Annotated in this window: 16 protein-coding genes; 8 read left to right on the plus strand and 8 right to left on the minus strand. The window is 67.7% G+C overall.

Annotation, left to right across the window (positions count from 1 at the left end; all coding sequences use genetic code 11):
* Positions 1 to 59: 59 nt before the first annotated feature.
* A complete protein-coding gene (locus OF829_RS04395) occupies positions 60 to 1,199 on the minus strand; it encodes a site-specific DNA-methyltransferase (protein ID WP_319951531.1) in 1,140 nt (379 codons plus the stop codon).
* Between the two features lie 383 nt (positions 1,200 to 1,582).
* Here OF829_RS04395 and OF829_RS04400 point away from each other — a divergent pair, with 383 nt between their 5' ends.
* The gene (locus tag OF829_RS04400; protein WP_264938728.1) at positions 1,583 to 2,359 is read left to right on the plus strand and encodes a hypothetical protein; all 777 of its coding nucleotides are present in this window, start codon (positions 1,583 to 1,585) and stop codon (positions 2,357 to 2,359) included.
* Positions 2,360 to 2,372: 13 nt separating this feature from the next.
* Here OF829_RS04400 and OF829_RS04405 read toward each other — a convergent pair whose 3' ends face one another.
* The 4 genes from OF829_RS04405 to glmM are packed head-to-tail and all read right to left on the minus strand — an operon-like array spanning position 2,373 to position 5,740.
* Positions 2,373 to 2,987: a ribonuclease HII gene (locus OF829_RS04405; RefSeq protein WP_264938729.1), complete on the minus strand. Its 615-nt coding sequence runs from the start codon at positions 2,985 to 2,987 to the stop codon at positions 2,373 to 2,375.
* Positions 2,980 to 4,131: a bifunctional hydroxymethylpyrimidine kinase/phosphomethylpyrimidine kinase gene (gene thiD, locus OF829_RS04410; RefSeq protein ID WP_264938730.1), complete on the minus strand. Its 1,152-nt coding sequence runs from the start codon at positions 4,129 to 4,131 to the stop codon at positions 2,980 to 2,982. Before thiD ends, OF829_RS04405 begins: the two co-directional genes overlap by 8 nt.
* Positions 4,132 to 4,133: 2 nt before the next feature.
* On the minus strand, positions 4,134 to 4,358 hold the full coding sequence (locus OF829_RS04415; protein ID WP_264938731.1) for a DUF1272 domain-containing protein: 225 nt from the start codon (positions 4,356 to 4,358) through the stop codon (positions 4,134 to 4,136).
* Positions 4,359 to 4,399: 41 nt separating this feature from the next.
* Positions 4,400 to 5,740: a phosphoglucosamine mutase gene (glmM, locus tag OF829_RS04420; RefSeq protein WP_264938732.1), complete on the minus strand. Its 1,341-nt coding sequence runs from the start codon at positions 5,738 to 5,740 to the stop codon at positions 4,400 to 4,402.
* Positions 5,741 to 5,811: 71 nt separating this feature from the next.
* On the opposite strand from glmM, the gene OF829_RS04425 reads away from it, so the two are divergent.
* The 3 genes from OF829_RS04425 (at position 5,812) to OF829_RS04435 (ending at position 8,039) form a co-directional block, all read left to right on the plus strand.
* Entirely contained in the window at positions 5,812 to 7,125 is a 1,314-nt protein-coding gene (locus OF829_RS04425; protein WP_264938733.1) for a dicarboxylate/amino acid:cation symporter, read from the plus strand.
* A gap of 110 nt (positions 7,126 to 7,235) precedes the next feature.
* Entirely contained in the window at positions 7,236 to 7,622 is a 387-nt protein-coding gene (locus OF829_RS04430; protein ID WP_264938734.1) for a response regulator, read from the plus strand.
* Between the two features lie 159 nt (positions 7,623 to 7,781).
* The gene (locus tag OF829_RS04435; RefSeq protein WP_264938735.1) at positions 7,782 to 8,039 is read left to right on the plus strand and encodes a hypothetical protein; all 258 of its coding nucleotides are present in this window, start codon (positions 7,782 to 7,784) and stop codon (positions 8,037 to 8,039) included.
* A 2-nt stretch (positions 8,040 to 8,041) separates the two neighbouring features.
* Here the strand turns inward: OF829_RS04435 and gorA are convergent, their stop codons facing one another.
* Together gorA and pgi are read right to left on the minus strand one after the other, a co-directional pair.
* Positions 8,042 to 9,385 (minus strand): glutathione-disulfide reductase, encoded by a 1,344-nt coding sequence (gene gorA / locus OF829_RS04440; RefSeq protein ID WP_264938736.1) that lies wholly within the window; start codon positions 9,383 to 9,385, stop codon positions 8,042 to 8,044.
* Positions 9,386 to 9,489: 104 nt separating this feature from the next.
* Positions 9,490 to 10,983 (minus strand): glucose-6-phosphate isomerase, encoded by a 1,494-nt coding sequence (gene pgi, locus OF829_RS04445; RefSeq protein ID WP_264938737.1) that lies wholly within the window; start codon positions 10,981 to 10,983, stop codon positions 9,490 to 9,492.
* 107 nt (positions 10,984 to 11,090) lie between these two features.
* On the opposite strand from pgi, the gene lepB reads away from it, so the two are divergent.
* Genes lepB through OF829_RS04465 form a run of 4 tightly spaced genes read left to right on the plus strand, consistent with a single transcriptional unit; the run spans position 11,091 to position 14,521 of the window.
* Positions 11,091 to 11,927 (plus strand): signal peptidase I, encoded by an 837-nt coding sequence (lepB, locus tag OF829_RS04450; protein WP_264938738.1) that lies wholly within the window; start codon positions 11,091 to 11,093, stop codon positions 11,925 to 11,927.
* Positions 11,924 to 12,595, plus strand: a complete 672-nt coding sequence (rnc, locus tag OF829_RS04455) for a ribonuclease III (protein WP_264938739.1) — start codon at positions 11,924 to 11,926, stop codon at positions 12,593 to 12,595. Before lepB ends, rnc begins: the two co-directional genes overlap by 4 nt.
* 49 nt (positions 12,596 to 12,644) lie before the next feature.
* Positions 12,645 to 13,550, plus strand: coding sequence for a GTPase Era (era, locus tag OF829_RS04460; protein WP_264938740.1), 906 nt, complete (start codon positions 12,645 to 12,647; stop codon positions 13,548 to 13,550).
* A complete protein-coding gene (locus tag OF829_RS04465; protein ID WP_264938741.1) occupies positions 13,547 to 14,521 on the plus strand; it encodes a nitrilase-related carbon-nitrogen hydrolase in 975 nt (324 codons plus the stop codon). The genes era and OF829_RS04465 overlap by 4 nt, the downstream gene beginning before the upstream one ends.
* Before the next feature lie 91 nt (positions 14,522 to 14,612).
* Here the strand turns inward: OF829_RS04465 and OF829_RS04470 are convergent, their stop codons facing one another.
* On the minus strand, positions 14,613 to 15,311 hold the full coding sequence (locus OF829_RS04470; RefSeq protein ID WP_264938742.1) for an NAD-dependent deacylase: 699 nt from the start codon (positions 15,309 to 15,311) through the stop codon (positions 14,613 to 14,615).
* Between the last annotated feature and the right edge of the window lies 1 nt (position 15,312).

Here is a 15,312-nt window from a genome sequence, read left to right on the forward strand (position 1 = left end):
GTGGATTCCCCTCCTGATGAACGGCCGCATCATATCAAAGCGGCCGCGAGGGGAAAACCTCAGGGCTGGGTCGCCAGCAGATAGGTCTGGCGGAGCGCGTCGATCGGCTTGAGGCCGTCCTCGGCCTCATAGTGCCAGAAGGTCCAGCCGTTGCACGAGGGCGCGTTCTGGAGGGTTGCGCCGACCTTGTGGATCGACCCCGTCACGCCCTCGCTCTCCAGCGACCCGTCGGCGCGGACCATCGCGCGCATCCGGCGCCTGGAATCGCTGAGGATCGTGCCGGGCTCGAGATAGCCATTCTCGACCAGCGCGCCGAACGCGACCCGCGGCGCGCCCTTGGGGGCCTGCATCGTCCGCAGCGCCGATTCGTCGAGCGGCATCTCGGCGTCGATCCGCTCGATCGCCGCGGCGCAATAGCCGGGCTCGCGCTCGATGCCGATCCAGTGGCGGCCAAGCCGCTTGGCGACGGCGCCGGTGGTGCCGGTGCCGAAGAAGGGGTCGAGCACGACGTCGCCCGGCTGGGTCGAGGCGAGCAGCACGCGGTAGAGCAGGGCCTCGGGCTTCTGGGTCGGATGGACCTTGTGCCCGTCCTTCTTGAGCCGCTCGGGCCCGCCGCAGATCGGGAATTCCCAGTCGCTGCGCATCTGGAGCTCGTCGTTGAGCGTTTTCATCGTGCGATAGTTGAAGGTGTAGCGCGCCTTTTCGCCCATAGACGCCCAGATCATCGTCTCGTGCGCGTTGGTGAAGCGGGTGCCCTTGAAATTGGGCATCGGATTGGCCTTGCGCCAGACGATGTCGTTGAGGATCCAGAAGCCGAGGTCCTGGATCGCCGAGCCGACCTTGAAGATATTGTGATAGCTGCCGATCACCCAGATCGTGCCGGTATCCTTGAGGATGCGCTTCGCCTCGGCGAGCCATTCGCGGGTGAACTTGTCGTAGATGGCGAGGCTGTCGAACTTGTCCCAATCGTCGGTCACCGCGTCGACATGGCTGCCGTCGGGCCGGTTGAGATCGCCGCCGAGCTGGAGGTTGTAGGGCGGATCGGCGAAGATCATGTCGATCGATTTCGCGGGCAGCGAGCGCATCGCGGCGATGCAATCGCTCATCAGTATCTGGTCGAGGGGCAGTTCCGCAGATGCCGTAACGGACGCTGCAACAGGCGCACGCTCGTGCTGCTTAACCTTAACTTGAACGCCCATCGATGCTGATCCCCTTGCCGGACAGCCATTTTCGGCGGGCTCGGACTCCGCCGTCAAGCGAAGATTGGTTAATGGATAAGCCTTAAGAATCCTTAACTTGGGAGAACATTTCGGCACCGGACCAGATGTTGAGTCTCAAAGTTATCCACAGGCACGAGGGATAGCGGTGTGGCCGCAAAGACTCACTTTTCTTGTGCGCTGCGCTGGGCTTGCGGTGCCGGCCCGCTCCCCCTCCCGGCCACCCTTACTATAGTAGCCTATGGGTGGCCGGGAGGGGGAGCGGGCCGGCACCGCTTCATCGGCGTGAGCCGATCAAAAACAAACACGCCATATTTAAGCCATGCCGAAACCGCGTATGAAGGCCGCAAGAGGAGACGAGTTCGATGCTGTTGCCGTTGCTGATGATGATCGCCGCCCCGGACGCTCAGGACGGCGACAAGCTGGCCGAACCCGTCGCGGTCGCGCCGAGCCAGATCCGCTACGCACCGTCGCGCGCTTTGGTCTCGGCGACCGCCGAGGGCGTGGCGGGCCTGCCCGCGGCGCCGGTGTCGATCAGCTTCGAATGCCTGGTCGACGCGCATTTCGGCGAGGCGCAGCATTGCATCGCGCTCGGCGGCGCGGCCAAGCCGGCCGCGACCCGCGCCGAGTTCGACAGGCGCGCCGCGGCCTGGAAGCCGACCCCGATCGAAGGGATCGCGCTTGAGCGCATCCGTGCGACGCGCCTCAATCCGCTGACCGACGCGCCCTATGACGCGGCGCATCCGATCCTCATCCCGATGCTCTTCACCCAGACGGTGAGCGTGGGAGACGTGGTGAAGCTCGGCCCGCCCACCGCGGTGATGGAGGCGCGCGACGTCGAATATGACGAGCGGCCCGACGGGGTGCTGCTGACCAGCTATTATCCACCCCGCGCGCTGGCCGCGGGGATCGAGGTTCGGATGACCGCGACCTGCCGCGTCCAGCCCGACCGCACGCTCTTCTGCCGCAACGCCCGCCCCGCCAGCCCCGATTCGCGGATCGACGCGCCGATGGCGCGCGAATTCGCGCTGGCGACCTATCAGGTACTCGCCGCCGTCCGGCTGATGCCGCTCACCAAGGCGGGCGATCCGGTGGTCGGCCGCGAGGTCGAGATGCGGATCGCCTTCGCCGCGGGGGGCTGAAGCCCCGGTCCGGCTATTCCGCCGCCGCCGTCCCGAAATCGAAATGCGCCTGCGCGACCGGCGCGAAGCTGCGGCGGTGGTGCGGGGTGGGACCGAGCGTGCGCAGTGCCTCCTGGTGCACCGCGGCGGCATAGCCCTTGTTGCTCGCCCAGCCATAGCCGGGATGGAGCGCGTCGAGCTGGATCATCATGCAATCGCGCCGATGCTTGGCGACGATCGAGGCGGCGGCGATCGAGAGGCACAAACCGTCGCCGCCGATCACCCACTGCGAGGGATGGTCCCAGCGCGGGCAGCGATTGCCGTCGACCAGCACCATCGCCGGGCGAAAGCCGAGCGCATCGACCGCGCGGGTCATCGCGAGCATCGTCGCCCATAGGATATTGAGCGCGTCGATCTCCTCGACCGTGGCGATGCCAACGCCGACCCTGGCGCAATCGAGCAGGCGCGCGCACAGATCGGCGCGTTTGGCGGCGGTCAGCTGTTTCGAATCGTTCAGACCCTCGGGAATGCATGCCGGATCGAGCACCACCGCCGCCGCCACCACGGGCCCTGCGAGCGGCCCGCGGCCGGCCTCGTCCACGCCCGCGACCGGGCCCGCATATCGGCTCTCGTGAGAGAAATCAGGCATCGTCGATGCGCCATGGCGGAAAGCGGCGCATCTCGCCAGCCTGGTAGAGGCAGACCGCATTCCCCGCCGGATCGCGCAACCGCGCCTCGCGCCAGCCCCAGCTCTCGTCGCGCGGCTCGCGCTCGAAGCGCAGTCCCTGCTGCTGGAGATAGGCGACGGTGACGTCGAGGTCGCCGCATTCGAAATAGATGACCGGGGCGGTATAGCCCTTATCGGTCGCGATCGAGAAGGTCGCCCCGCCCTCGGCCTCGAACCGGGCATAGCGCGGGGTGGCGCGGACGACCTGCTTCAGCCCGAGCAGGCGGTAGAAACGCTCGCTCGCGGCCAGATCCTTCGCCGGCACGGTGACCTGATTGAGCATCGGTTCGAAGAAGCTGGTGTTGAAATCGAGCCGCACATTCTGCTGCCCCATCGGGCCGGCGCCACGCCCCAGCCCCGGCGCCTCGCGCATCGCGATCCGCACGAAGCGGCGCGCGCGGGCCACCGCCTCGGGCAGCTCCCATTCTGCGGCGAGGGCGCAGGCGATTGCGCTCGCCAGCGTGCAGCCGGTGCCATGGGTCGCATCGGTCTCGATCCGCGGATCGGTCCAGTCGATCTCGGGGGGACCATGCGGCGAAAAGAGCCGGTCGGTGATCTCGCCGCCCTCGGCATGCCCGCCCTTGACCAGCACCGCGCAGCCATGCGCCCGCATGATCGCTTGCGGGTCGCCGCCCAGCGCCTCGAGTTCGGGCAGGTTGGGCGTCACCAAGGTCGCGCGCGCCATCAGCCGCTCGAATGCGGCGATCGTCGCGCCGTCGGCGAGCGCCGCGCCGCTGGTCGCGACCATCACCGGATCGAACACCACCGGAATGCCCGGCAGCTCCCCGAGCTTATCCGCCACCGCCAGCGCGGTCCGCGCCGATCCGATCATTCCGATCTTGACCGCGTCCACGCCGATATCGCGCACCACCGCGTCGATCTGGGCGATCACCATCTCGGTCGGGATCGGATGGACGGCGTCCACGCCCTGGGTGTTCTGCGCGGTGATCGCGGTGATCGCGGTCATGGCGTGGCCACCGAGCATGGTGACGGTCTTGATGTCCGCCTGGATCCCCGCCCCGCCGCCGGAGTCCGACCCTGCGATGATGAGAATACGCGGTACCATGCTTACCCTTTGAACTTGCGCTCCGTGGATGCGGGGTTGCGCGCGAGCGCCGCGCCGACGCGTGTGGGCCGGTCGAGCAACTCGCCGCCGCAATTGGGGCAGCGCTCGTCAAGCGCATCGGCGCAGAGCGCGCAGAAGGTGCATTCGAACGAGCAGATGAACGCCCCGCCCTGGTTGGCGGGGAGATCGGTGCCGCAGCGTTCGCAATCGGGGCGCATGTCGAGCATGACGGTGGCCTTAGCAAATCCTCCCCGGCACGGGGAGGAATTTACGCCGCCGCCTTCCGCACAGCGTCGCAGATCCGCTCGACGACCGCCTCGACCTGGCCCTTGTCGTCGCCCTCGGCCATCACGCGGATCACCGGCTCGGTGCCCGAAGGCCGGATGACGAGGCGGCCCTTGCCGTCCAGCTCCGCCTCGGCGGCGGCGATCACGTCCTTGACCGCCTCGTCCTCGAGCGGCTTGCCGCCCTTGAAGCGTACATTCTTCAGAAGCTGCGGCAGCGGATCGAAGCGGTGGAGCACGTCGCTCGCCGGAGCGTCCGCGCGGACCAGCTCCGCCAGCACCTGAAGCGCCGCGACCAGCCCGTCGCCGGTGGTCGCATAGTCGGAAAGGATGATGTGCCCGCTCTGCTCGCCCCCGACATTATAGTCCGAGGCGCGCATCTTCTCGAGCACGTAGCGGTCGCCGACGCTGGTGCGCACCATCCCCAGCCCCTGCGCGGCGAGATACCGCTCGAGCCCGAGATTGGACATGACCGTGGTCACCAGCCCGCCGCCGCGCAGCCGCCCCTGCCGCGCCCAGCCGGTCGCGATCAGCGCCATCAACTGGTCGCCGTCGATCACCCGGCCGGTCTCATCGACCACGATCAGCCGGTCGGCATCGCCGTCGAGCGCGATCCCGATCGCCGCGCCGCTGCCGACCACGGTTTCGCAGAGCGTCGCGGGCGCGGTCGAGCCGACTCCGTCATTGATGTTCTTGCCATTGGGGGTGACGCCGATCGCGACGACCTCCGCGCCCAGCTCCCACAAGGCCGAGGGCGCGACCTGGTACGCCGCGCCGTTCGCGCAATCGACGACGATCTTGAGCCCGTCGAGCGTCAGCTCCTCGGGAAAGGTCGATTTGGCGGCGTGGATATAGCGGCCGCGCGCATCCTCGACGCGCCGCGCGCGCCCGATATCGCCCGACGCCGCGAGCGCGACCTCGCCGTCGATCAGCGCCTCGATCGCCAGCTCGTCCTCGTCCGAGAGCTTGTAGCCGTCGGGTCCGAACAGCTTGATCCCGTTATCGGCGAAGGGATTGTGGCTTGCCGAGATCATCACGCCGAGATCGGCGCGCATCGAGTGCGTCAGCATCGCCACCGCGGGCGTGGGCATCGGCCCGACAAGGACGACGTCCATCCCCACGCTGGTGAACCCCGCCACCATCGCATTCTCGATCATATAGCCCGAGAGGCGGGTATCCTTGCCGATCACCACGCGGTGGCGGTGATCCCCCCGCCGGAAATGCGCGCCCGCCGCCATGCCGACCTTCATCGCCATCGCCGCGGTCATCGGCGAGAGGTTGGTCGCCCCCCGGATCCCGTCAGTGCCGAAATATTTTCTTGCCATGCCCCGCCTTCTCACGGCCTTGTGCGCCATCTCTCAGGCCCTGATAGCGCCGGAAACTCGGAAGGGCGAGCATGTCGCTGATACGCAATGCGCTGAATCTCCTGCTCGGCAGCGCGAGCAAGCCCCAGCCGCTGCGCATCCTGCTCGCGCTGGTGCTCGGGCTGGCCATCGGCATCACCCTGTCGGCGCAGGCGCCCGAGGCAGCGACGCGTGCCAGCCTCTATGCCGCCCCGGTCGGCACGCTGTGGCTCAACGCGCTGCGCATGGCGATCCTGCCTTTGGTGGTGGGCCTGCTGGTGAGCGGTATCGCCCAGACCGCCGAGGCGGCCCGCGCAGGCCGCATCGCGGGCCGGGCGATCGCCCTGTTCCTCCTGATCCTGTGGAGCTCGTCGATCCTCGCGGCGTTGCTCACCCCAGCGCTGCTGGGCCTCTTCCCGCTCGATCCCGGCTGGGCCGCCGAGCTGCGCACCAGCTTCGCCGCCGCCAAGCCGGCCGGCCCGGTGCCGGGTTTCGGCGATTTCCTCGTCTCGCTGGTGCCGACCAACCCGATCACCGCCGCGGCCAACGACGCTTTCCTGCCGCTGATCGTCTTCACCACCGCCTTCGCCTTCGCGGTCACCCGCCTGCCCGAGGCGCCGCGCGAACTGCTCACCAACCTCTTCCGCGCGCTCGCCGACGCGATGCTGGTGGTGATCGGCTGGGTGTTGTGGCTCGCGCCGGTCGGGGTGCTCGCGCTCTCCTATACGGTCGGCGCGCAGACCGGCGTCTCGGCGTTCGGGGCGCTGGTCCACTATGTCGCGGTGGTGAGCGCGGTCGGCGCGGTGGTCTGGTTCCTCGCCTATCCGCTCGCGGTGATCGGCGGGAAGCTGCGCCTCATGGCGTTCCTGCGCGCCAATGCCCCGGTGACCGCGGTTGCGATCAGCACCCAGAGTTCGCTCGCCTCGCTGCCCGCGATGCTCAAGGCCTCGGGCGAACTCGGCGTGCCGGTCGCCAAGTCGGGCGTGGTGCTGCCGCTCGCGGTCGCCTTGTTCCGCGCCACGGGACCGGTGATGAACCTCGCGGTCGCCATCTATGTCGCGCACATCATGGGGGTGCATCTGGGCCCGGCGCAGCTCGCGGCGGGCGTCGCTGCGGCGGCGATCACGACGATGGGCGCGGTCAGCCTGCCCGGATCGATCTCGTTCGTCAGCTCGATCGCGCCGATCGCGATCGTGATGGGCGTGCCGATCGAGCCGCTCGCCTTGCTGGTCGCGGTCGAGCCGCTGCCCGATCTGGTGCGCACGCTCGGCAATGTCGCGATGGACGTCGCGGTCACCGCCACCGTCGCCGCGCGCACCGGCGACGAAAACGCGAGCGAGGCCGACGCGATCCTTGCCGGCGGCTGATCCCTAACAAAAGCTTCGGGGCCCGCTAAGTAGCACCCCCGGCAGCAGAATCCCTGAAATGCGCCTTCCCTTGGATGGGCCTAGACAACAGGCTCGAGAGGGATTGGCTTATGTCGGTTATTACCATTCTGATCGTCGATGATTCGACCACCATTCGGGCCATGCTCGAGGAAGTGCTCGGCCGTGAGCCGGGCTTTCGGCTGATCGGATCGGCCGCCGATGCCGAGACCGCGATCCGCCTCGTCGCCGAGCATCACCCCGATGTCACCACGCTCGACATCGCCATGCCCGGCGTGGACGGCCTGTCGCTGCTCGACACGATCCATCTGCGCACCCATGCGGTGATGCTCACCAGCCGGTGCGAAGCGGCCAACGACTCGTTTCACCGCGGCGCGCTGGGCTTCTTCGACAAGAGCCGGATCATGCGCGACGGGGCCAAGCTGGTGAAGATCGTCCGCGCCGCCGCCGAGGGCAAGCAGACCCGCGCGGTCGCCTGATCGCCACAATCCAGGCGCAACCTCGCGCCCATGCTCATGACGCCTGCGCTCGCCCTCGCCTTGCTTCCCGCGCCCGCTGCGCCGGAAGACACCCCCAGCTTCAACCAGGTCGAGATCGAGGCCTATGGCCCGATGCCGGCCGCCGGATCGTGAGTCTTCATGATCCTCCGTTCGGTCGTAGTGGTGACGCCCCAGGGCGAGAAGCGAACACTCTTCTTCATCCATGGCGCGGACGACGTGTTTCTCGCCGATGCCGACAGTGAACATTATCCCGCGCCGGGATCAGTCTGCGATCTGTCCACCGAGACCCGCCGGATCGCCGGAGGCCGCAATCCGAACGGCCCCTTCCTTACCGGCGATGGCGGCCCCGGCGAGCCCGAGGGCGAGGTGATCCTGAAGGTTCGCTGCCGGCGCTGACGTTACTTCATCAGCACCAGCTCTTCGGCCATGGTCGGGTGCAGCGCCACGGTCTGGTCGAACGCGTCCTTGGTGAGGCCCGCCTTCACCGCCACCGCCGCCGCCTGCAGGATCTCGGGCGCGTCGGGGCCGATCATGTGCAGCCCGACCACCCGGTCGGTCGTGGGATCGCAGATCATCTTGTAGAGCGAGCGCTCGTTGCGGTCCGCGAGCACATTCTTCATCGCGCGGAAGTCCGACGTATAGACCTTGACCGCGCCGAGCTTGTTCCGGGCCTGGCTCTCGGTCATCCCCACTCCCGCCATCGGCGGATGGCTGAACACCGCGCTCGGGATATTCTCATAATCGACCTGATGCGGCTTGCCGCCGAACACCGTGTCGGCGAACGCCTGCCCCTCGCGGATCGCGACGGGGGTGAGCTGGACCCGGTTGGTCACATCGCCCACCGCATAGATGCTGTCGATGCTCGATCGGTTGTCGGCATCGACCACCACCGCGCCCTTGTCGTCGAGCGCGACGCCCACCGCCTCGAGCCCCAGCCCGCGCGTATTGGGCACGCGCCCGGTGGCGAACAGCACGAGATCGACCTCGATCGGTTCATGCCCGGTCATCGAGACCTTGAGCCCGCCCTTCACCTTCTCGATCCCCTCGAACTTCGCGTTGAAACGGAAATCGATCCCCTTGGTCATCGAGATCTGGAGCAGCCGGTCGCGAATCTGCTCATCATAGCCGCGCAGGATCACGTCGGTGCGGTTGATCAGCGTCACCTTCGATCCGAATTCGTTGAAGATCCCCGCGAATTCGTTGGCGATATAGCCAGCGCCCGCGATCAGCACGCGCCGGGGCAATGCCTCCAGATGGAACACCTCGTTCGAGGTGATGCCGAGTTCGTGCCCCGGACAGCCCGGCACCGCGGGATGCGCGCCGGTCGCGATCAGGATCACCTTCGCGCTGACCTTGCGCCCGCCGGCCAGCGTCACCTCGTGCTTGCCCGTAACGGTCGCGCGTTCGAGGATCACCTCGACCCCGGCATTGCCGAGCGTCTGGTTGTAGAGCCCGTTGAGCCGGTCGACCTCGCCCAGCAAATTGTCGCGCAGCAGCTTCCAGTCGAATCCGCAATCGGGCACGTCCCAGCCGAAGCGCCGCGCATCCTTCAGATCCTCGGCGAAATGCGCGCCATAGACGAGCAGCTTCTTGGGCACGCAGCCGCGGATCACGCAGGTTCCGCCGACGCGATATTCCTCCGCCACCGCCACCCGGGCGCCGTGCGCCGCCGAGATGCGTGCCGCGCGGACGCCGCCCGATCCCGCGCCGATGACGAAGAGGTCGTAGTCGTAATTGGCCATAGCCAGTCCTTTGTTGCCGTCATCCCGGCGAAAGCCGGGACCCAGGATTACTCAGCGGTGCCGCCTGTGGCTCTGGGTCCCGGCTTTCGCCGGGATGACGAACATCAGGGGAATGCCCGCGCAATCAGATCGGTAGTGGAAGGATCGAAATCCAGTCCCCCCTGCCCCGCCGCCTTCGCCATTTCCTTGCCCAGCTCGACCCCGAACTGGTCGAACGGATTGATGCCGAGCAGCACCGCGTTCACGAAGGTCCGCGCCTCGTAAAAGGCGAGCAGCGCCCCCAAAGTGCGCGGATCGAGCCGGTCGAGCAGCAAGGTCGCCGAGGGGCGGTCGCCCGGATAGGCGCGTGCCCGGTCGTCATTGGCCCGCCCCGTCATCAGCGCCGCACCCTGCGCGAAGGCATTGAGGAGGAGCTGGCGGTGATGCTCCTCGTTCAGCCCGTCGCCCGGCTCGATCACACCGAGGATCTCGAGCGGCACCAGGTGCGTGCCCTGGTGGAGCAGCTGGAACACTGCATGCTGCGCATCGGTGCCGACCCCGCCCCAGGTGATCGGCGCGGTCGGCCAGGTCACGGGCTCGCCCGCCACCGTCACCCGCTTGCCGTTCGATTCCATCTCGAGCTGCTGGAGATAGGAGGGCAGCAGCCGCAGCCTTTGGTCATAGGCGAACACCGCGCGCGTCTCGCAGCCGCGTGCCTGGGTGTAGTAAAGGTCCGCGAATGCCGCGAGCACGGGGGCGTTCCCAGCCAGCGGGGTGAAGCGGAAATGCCGGTCCATCTCGGCCGCGCCTTCGAGCAATTCCTCGAACGCGTCCCAGCCCAGCGCCAGCGCCGCCGGAAAGCCGATCGACGACCAGAGCGAATAGCGCCCGCCCACGCTCTCCGCGAAGGGCAGCACGCGCGTCTCGTCCACCCCCCACTCGACCGCCTTGTCGGGCGCGGCGGTGAGCGCGATCACCCGGCCATAGGGATCCTCGACGCCATGCTCGGTCATCCACGCCATCGCGCTCTCGGCGTTGAGCATCGTCTCGGTGGTGGTGAAGGTCTTGGAGGCGATCGCGACCAACGTGGCCTGCGGATCGAACCGGTCCATCGCATCCTCGAGCGCGACCCCATCGACATTCGAGACGATCGCCACCTCATAGCGGTCCATGTCGCGCCCCAGCGCATCGACCAGCAGGTCCGGCCCCAGCGCCGATCCGCCGATGCCGATATGGAGGATGTGCCGGACCGGCCCGAGCGCCTCGGCCTCGATCGCATCGATCAGCGCGCGCATCCGGCTGTGGAAACCCCGAGCCCGCACCACGCTCGCGGGCGCGCCCTCGCCGCGCTCGGCGCTATGCTCGGCGGCGCGGCCCTCGGTCACATTGACGATCTCGCCCGCGAACAGCGCATCGCGCTTGCCCGCCAGCCCCATCGCCTCGGCAATGGCCGAAAAGGCGACAATCGCTTGCGGCGTCAGATGCGTCTTCGACCAGTCGAAATGGATTCCCGAAACATCGGCGCTCAGCATGCCGAGTCGCGACTCGTCCTCGGCAAAGAGCCGGGTCAGCGGGGTCTGGGGCAGCGATCGGATCGCCGACCAGTCGGGGGTGGCCATCATGCTCTCCTCGGCAGGGGTGCGGCTCCCCTAACGTCCCGGAACCGGCGCCGCCACCGGATTCCCCCGCTTGACGCCATCGCGCGGCCCAAGCAGAGCTAGCGCCCATGGAACAAGGCTATACCGTCGATCCGCAGGCGCCCGACAAGCCCAAGTCCGAATGGGGCGACATCGTCTCGTTCGTGATCAAGCTGGTGCTGATCGTGTTCATCGTCCGCAGCTTCATCTTCTCGCCGTTCAGCATCCCCAGCGAGTCGATGCTGCCGCGGCTGCTGATCGGCGACTATCTGTTCATCACCAAGTTCAACTACGGCTATTCGAAGCACTCGCTGCCGTGGAGCCTGCCCTTGCTCCCCAACATGCAGTGGAGCACGCCGTCGCGGGGCGACGTGGTCGTGTTCAAGGCGCCGCCGACCAACAATGAGGACTGGATCAAGCGCGTGATCGGCCTTCCCGGCGACACGATCCAGATGCGCGACGGCCAGCTGATCCTCAACGGCAAGCCCATCCCCAAGCAGCCGGTCGCCGATTTCGTGGTGCCGATCAGCCCCAACTTCCCCGCCGCGACCGAGGCGATGCCCGATCGCGGCTGCAAGATGCAGTTCCAGGAGACCGGCAAGGACGGCGAGCAGGTCTGCCGCATCCCGCGCTTCCAGGAGACGCTGCCAACCGGCAAGCAATATTATGTGCTCGATCAGGGCATGGGGCCAGCCGACAATACCGGCGTCTATACCGTGCCCGCCGGCCATGTCTTCATGATGGGCGACAATCGCGACGATTCGGCCGACAGCCGCTTCCAGAGCGGGATCGGCTTCGTGCCGATGGCCAATATCGAGGGCAAGGCAGTGGTCAATTTCTGGTCGACCGACGGCAGCGCCGCCTGGCTGCTCCCCTGGACCTGGTTCAGCGCGGCGCGCTGGAGCCGGATCGGGGAGGGATTTTGACCGCTCCCGATCTGGGGGGATGGATCAGGACTGAATTCGGCCGCGAGCCCGGCGAACTGGCGCCGTTCGAACGCGCGCTGACGCATGGCAGCCAGGCTGCCGCCAATTACGAACGGCTCGAGTTTCTGGGCGACCGGGTGCTTGGCCTCGTCGTCGCCGAATGGCTGTTCGAGCGTTATCCGCAAGAGCCCGAGGGCGCGCTGTCGCGGCGGTTGAACGCGCTGGTGACGGGCGCGGTCTGCGCCGATGTCGCGCGGCAGGTCGGGGTGGTGCCACATCTCCGCCTCGGCAAGCAGGCGCGCGAGGACGGCGCGCATGACAGCGACAATGTGCTGGGCGATGTGATGGAGGCGCTGATCGGCGCCTTCTATCTCGACGCGGGGCTCGACGCGGTCCGCGCCTTCATCCGCAAGGCCTGGACCGCCCAGATCGACTCGCACCGCGAAGCCCCGCGCCATCCCAAATCCGCCCTCCAGGAATGGGCCGCCGCGAACAATCGCCGTCCGCCCGAATATGAGGTGATCGACCGTTCGGGGCCGAACCATGCGCCGCGGTTCAAGGTCCGCGTGAGCATCGGCAAGCTCGCCGATGCCGAGGCGGAGGGTTCGAGCAAGGGCGCGGCGGAGACGGCAGCGGCGGCGGCCTTGCTGGAGAAGCTCGCGCAGTGACCGGAGAGCGCCTTCGACAAGTTCAGGGCGAACGGAGTAGGGGGTGGCGATGAGTTCCGATTCCCCCCAACGCTGTGGCCTGATCGCCGTGCTCGGCGCCCCGAATGCGGGCAAGTCCACGCTGGTCAACATGCTCGTCGGCCAGAAGGTCGCGATCGTTTCCCCCAAGGCGCAGACCACCCGCGCGCGCCTGATGGGGATCGCGATCGAGGGCGAGGCCCAGCTGCTCCTCGTCGATACCCCCGGCATCTTCGCGCCCGAGCGGCGGCTCGACCGGGCGATGGTCGCGGCCGCGTGGGAGGGGACCGAGGGCGCCGACGCGATCGCGCTGGTGGTCGACGGCAAGGGCGGGATCGGGCCCAAGGTCATGCAGATCCTCGACAGCCTCGCGGGCCGCCCCGAGCCCAAGATATTGATCCTCAACAAGGTCGACATCGCCGACAAGCCCAAGCTGCTCGGCCACGCCGCCAGGCTCAACGAGGCGCTGGCATTCGACGAAACCTTCTTCGTCTCCGCCCAGACCGGCGACGGCGTTCCCGAACTCAAGGCCGCGCTCGCCGCGCGCCTGCCTGAGGGGCCGTGGCATTTCCCCGAGGACCAGGTCAGCGACGCCACCGAGCGGATGATCGCCGCCGAGGTGACGCGCGAGCAGCTCTACCTCCAGCTCCATGCCGAGCTGCCTTATGCCAGCGCGATCGAGACCGAGAAATATATCGAGCGCGCCGACGGATCGGTCGAGATCCACCAGCAGATCCTGGTCGGGCGCCCCACCCAACGCGCGATCGTGCTCGGCAAGGGCGGCGCGCGCCTCAAGGAAATCGGCAGCCGCGCGCGCGCCGAATTGAGCCGGATCACCGGCGTCCCCGTCCATCTCTATCTTCACGTGAAAGTAAGCCCGAAGTGGGAAGACGACCGCTCACTATATCGCGAGATAGGGCTGGACTGGGTCGAATGAGCAAGAATGTGAAAGCGGCGATCATCCAACAATCGCCGCTTCCGCTGGCGATCACTGCCGGGATCGAACGCGCCGTCGGGCACGTCAAGGACGCCGTCGAGGCCGGCGCCAAGATCATCGCGTTCGGCGAGAATTTCCTGGGCGGGCATCCGGCCTGGCTCGAACATGTCCCCGGCCCCTCGCTCTGGGACCATCCCGGCACCAAGGAGCTGCACGCGCTGCTGCTCAAGGAAGCGGTCCGCGCGAACGATCCGCGCTTCCAGCAGCTGCAATGGGTCGTCGATATCGCGGGCGTGGTGGTCTCGATCGGCGGGCATGCGCGGGTGCGCAACAGCCTGTTCGGCACGCAATTCCTGTTCCGGCCCAAGGCGCCGGTGCTCGTCCACCGCAAGCTCGTCCCCACGGCGCCTGAGCGGATGCTCTTCGGCAGCGGCGACGGTTCCACCCTCGACATCCACGAATCGCCCTGGGGCAATATCGGCCAGCTCGCCTCGGGCGAGCACTGGATGCCGCTCACCCGCGCGGCGATGCATCATTCGGGCGAGGCGATCCATATCGCCGCCTGGCCCACGGTCGAGGATATCAGCCTGCTCGCCTCCGCCCATTATGCCTATGAAGGCCGCGCCTTCGTGCTCGCGGCGGGGACGGTGCAGACCAAGGAGGACCTGATCCGCGGCCTGGCGCAGGCAGGCGGCGAGCGCGCCGCGCGCGAACTGCTCCGCCAGCTCCCCGATGGCGTGCTCCAGCGCGGGCGCAGCGCGATCGTCGCGCCCGACGGGGTGGTGATCGCGCAGGCGGGCGAGTCGGCGGAGATGCTGATGGCCGACCTCGATCTGAGCGAAGTCGATCGCGGGCTCGCGACGATGGACATTGACGGCCAGCACGCCCGCCCGGACATTTTCGAACTCCGCGTCGATCGGCGGCCGCGCAAGGGCATCGTCGATCATGAGGATGAGAGCGAAGCGGCCTGATCGGGGCATCGAAAGTTACAAAAGTTAGGGGGTAGCCCCAGTTTCCTGAACCTCGGCAGGCCCTGGAAATCCAACATTTCCAACCTTGGCCTTAGGCCAGCATTTCCTCCACCCATTCGGGCACCAGCACCCCAGCCGGCCCCAGCCGGCTCTCGGCGAACCAGCCCGACCCCTGCGACGGATCGAGGTTCATCTCGAGCGTATCCGCGCCGTGATAGCGCGCGGTCTGGACGAAGCCCGCGGCGGGATAGACCGCGCCCGAGGTGCCGATCGAGACGAACAGATCGGCCTCAGCCAATGCCCGCTCGATCGCCTCCATCCGGTACGGCATCTCGCCGAAGAAGACGATGTCGGGCCGCAGCAGCGGCGCCCCGCACACCGTGCATTCGCACCCGGGCGGCAGCGATTCTTCCCAGGCCTCGCGATGCCCGCATCCCGCGCACAGCGCCGATTTCAGCTCGCCATGCATATGGATCAGCCGCATCGAACCGCCGCGCTCGTGCAGATCGTCGACATTCTGCGTGACCAGCAGCAGCTCCCCCGGCCATTCCGCGTCGAGCCGCGCCAGCGCCAGATGCGCGGGATTGGGCGCGACGCTCGCCAGCTTCGCCCGCCGCTCGTCATAGAAGCGGTGCACCAGCGCCGGATCGCGCGCGAGCGCCTGGGGCGTGCAGACATCCTCGACGCGCTGGCCTTCCCACAGGCCGCCGGGGCCGCGGAAGGTCGCGACCCCGCTCTCGGCGGAAACGCCGGCGCCGGTGAGGATGACGACGTTGCGGATGGCGGCCATG

Origin of the sequence: Sphingomonas caeni, assembly GCF_026013415.1 — a bacterium.
Classification (GTDB): Bacteria; Pseudomonadota; Alphaproteobacteria; order Sphingomonadales; family Sphingomonadaceae; genus Sphingomonas; species Sphingomonas caeni.

Coding starts and splice junctions, on each gene's coding strand:
- OF829_RS04395 (WP_319951531.1), bottom strand. CDS start 1,199: ATGGGCGTTCAAGTTAAGGTTAAGCAGCACGAGCGTGCGCCTGTTGCA.
- OF829_RS04400 (WP_264938728.1), top strand. CDS start 1,583: ATGCTGTTGCCGTTGCTGATGATGATCGCCGCCCCGGACGCTCAGGAC.
- OF829_RS04405 (WP_264938729.1), bottom strand. CDS start 2,987: ATGCCTGATTTCTCTCACGAGAGCCGATATGCGGGCCCGGTCGCGGGC.
- thiD (WP_264938730.1), bottom strand. CDS start 4,131: ATGGTACCGCGTATTCTCATCATCGCAGGGTCGGACTCCGGCGGCGGG.
- OF829_RS04415 (WP_264938731.1), bottom strand. CDS start 4,358: ATGCTCGACATGCGCCCCGATTGCGAACGCTGCGGCACCGATCTCCCC.
- glmM (WP_264938732.1), bottom strand. CDS start 5,740: ATGGCAAGAAAATATTTCGGCACTGACGGGATCCGGGGGGCGACCAAC.
- OF829_RS04425 (WP_264938733.1), top strand. CDS start 5,812: ATGTCGCTGATACGCAATGCGCTGAATCTCCTGCTCGGCAGCGCGAGC.
- OF829_RS04430 (WP_264938734.1), top strand. CDS start 7,236: ATGTCGGTTATTACCATTCTGATCGTCGATGATTCGACCACCATTCGG.
- OF829_RS04435 (WP_264938735.1), top strand. CDS start 7,782: ATGATCCTCCGTTCGGTCGTAGTGGTGACGCCCCAGGGCGAGAAGCGA.
- gorA (WP_264938736.1), bottom strand. CDS start 9,385: ATGGCCAATTACGACTACGACCTCTTCGTCATCGGCGCGGGATCGGGC.
- pgi (WP_264938737.1), bottom strand. CDS start 10,983: ATGGCCACCCCCGACTGGTCGGCGATCCGATCGCTGCCCCAGACCCCG.
- lepB (WP_264938738.1), top strand. CDS start 11,091: ATGGAACAAGGCTATACCGTCGATCCGCAGGCGCCCGACAAGCCCAAG.
- era (WP_264938740.1), top strand. CDS start 12,645: ATGAGTTCCGATTCCCCCCAACGCTGTGGCCTGATCGCCGTGCTCGGC.
- OF829_RS04465 (WP_264938741.1), top strand. CDS start 13,547: ATGAGCAAGAATGTGAAAGCGGCGATCATCCAACAATCGCCGCTTCCG.
- OF829_RS04470 (WP_264938742.1), bottom strand. CDS start 15,311: ATGGCCGCCATCCGCAACGTCGTCATCCTCACCGGCGCCGGCGTTTCC.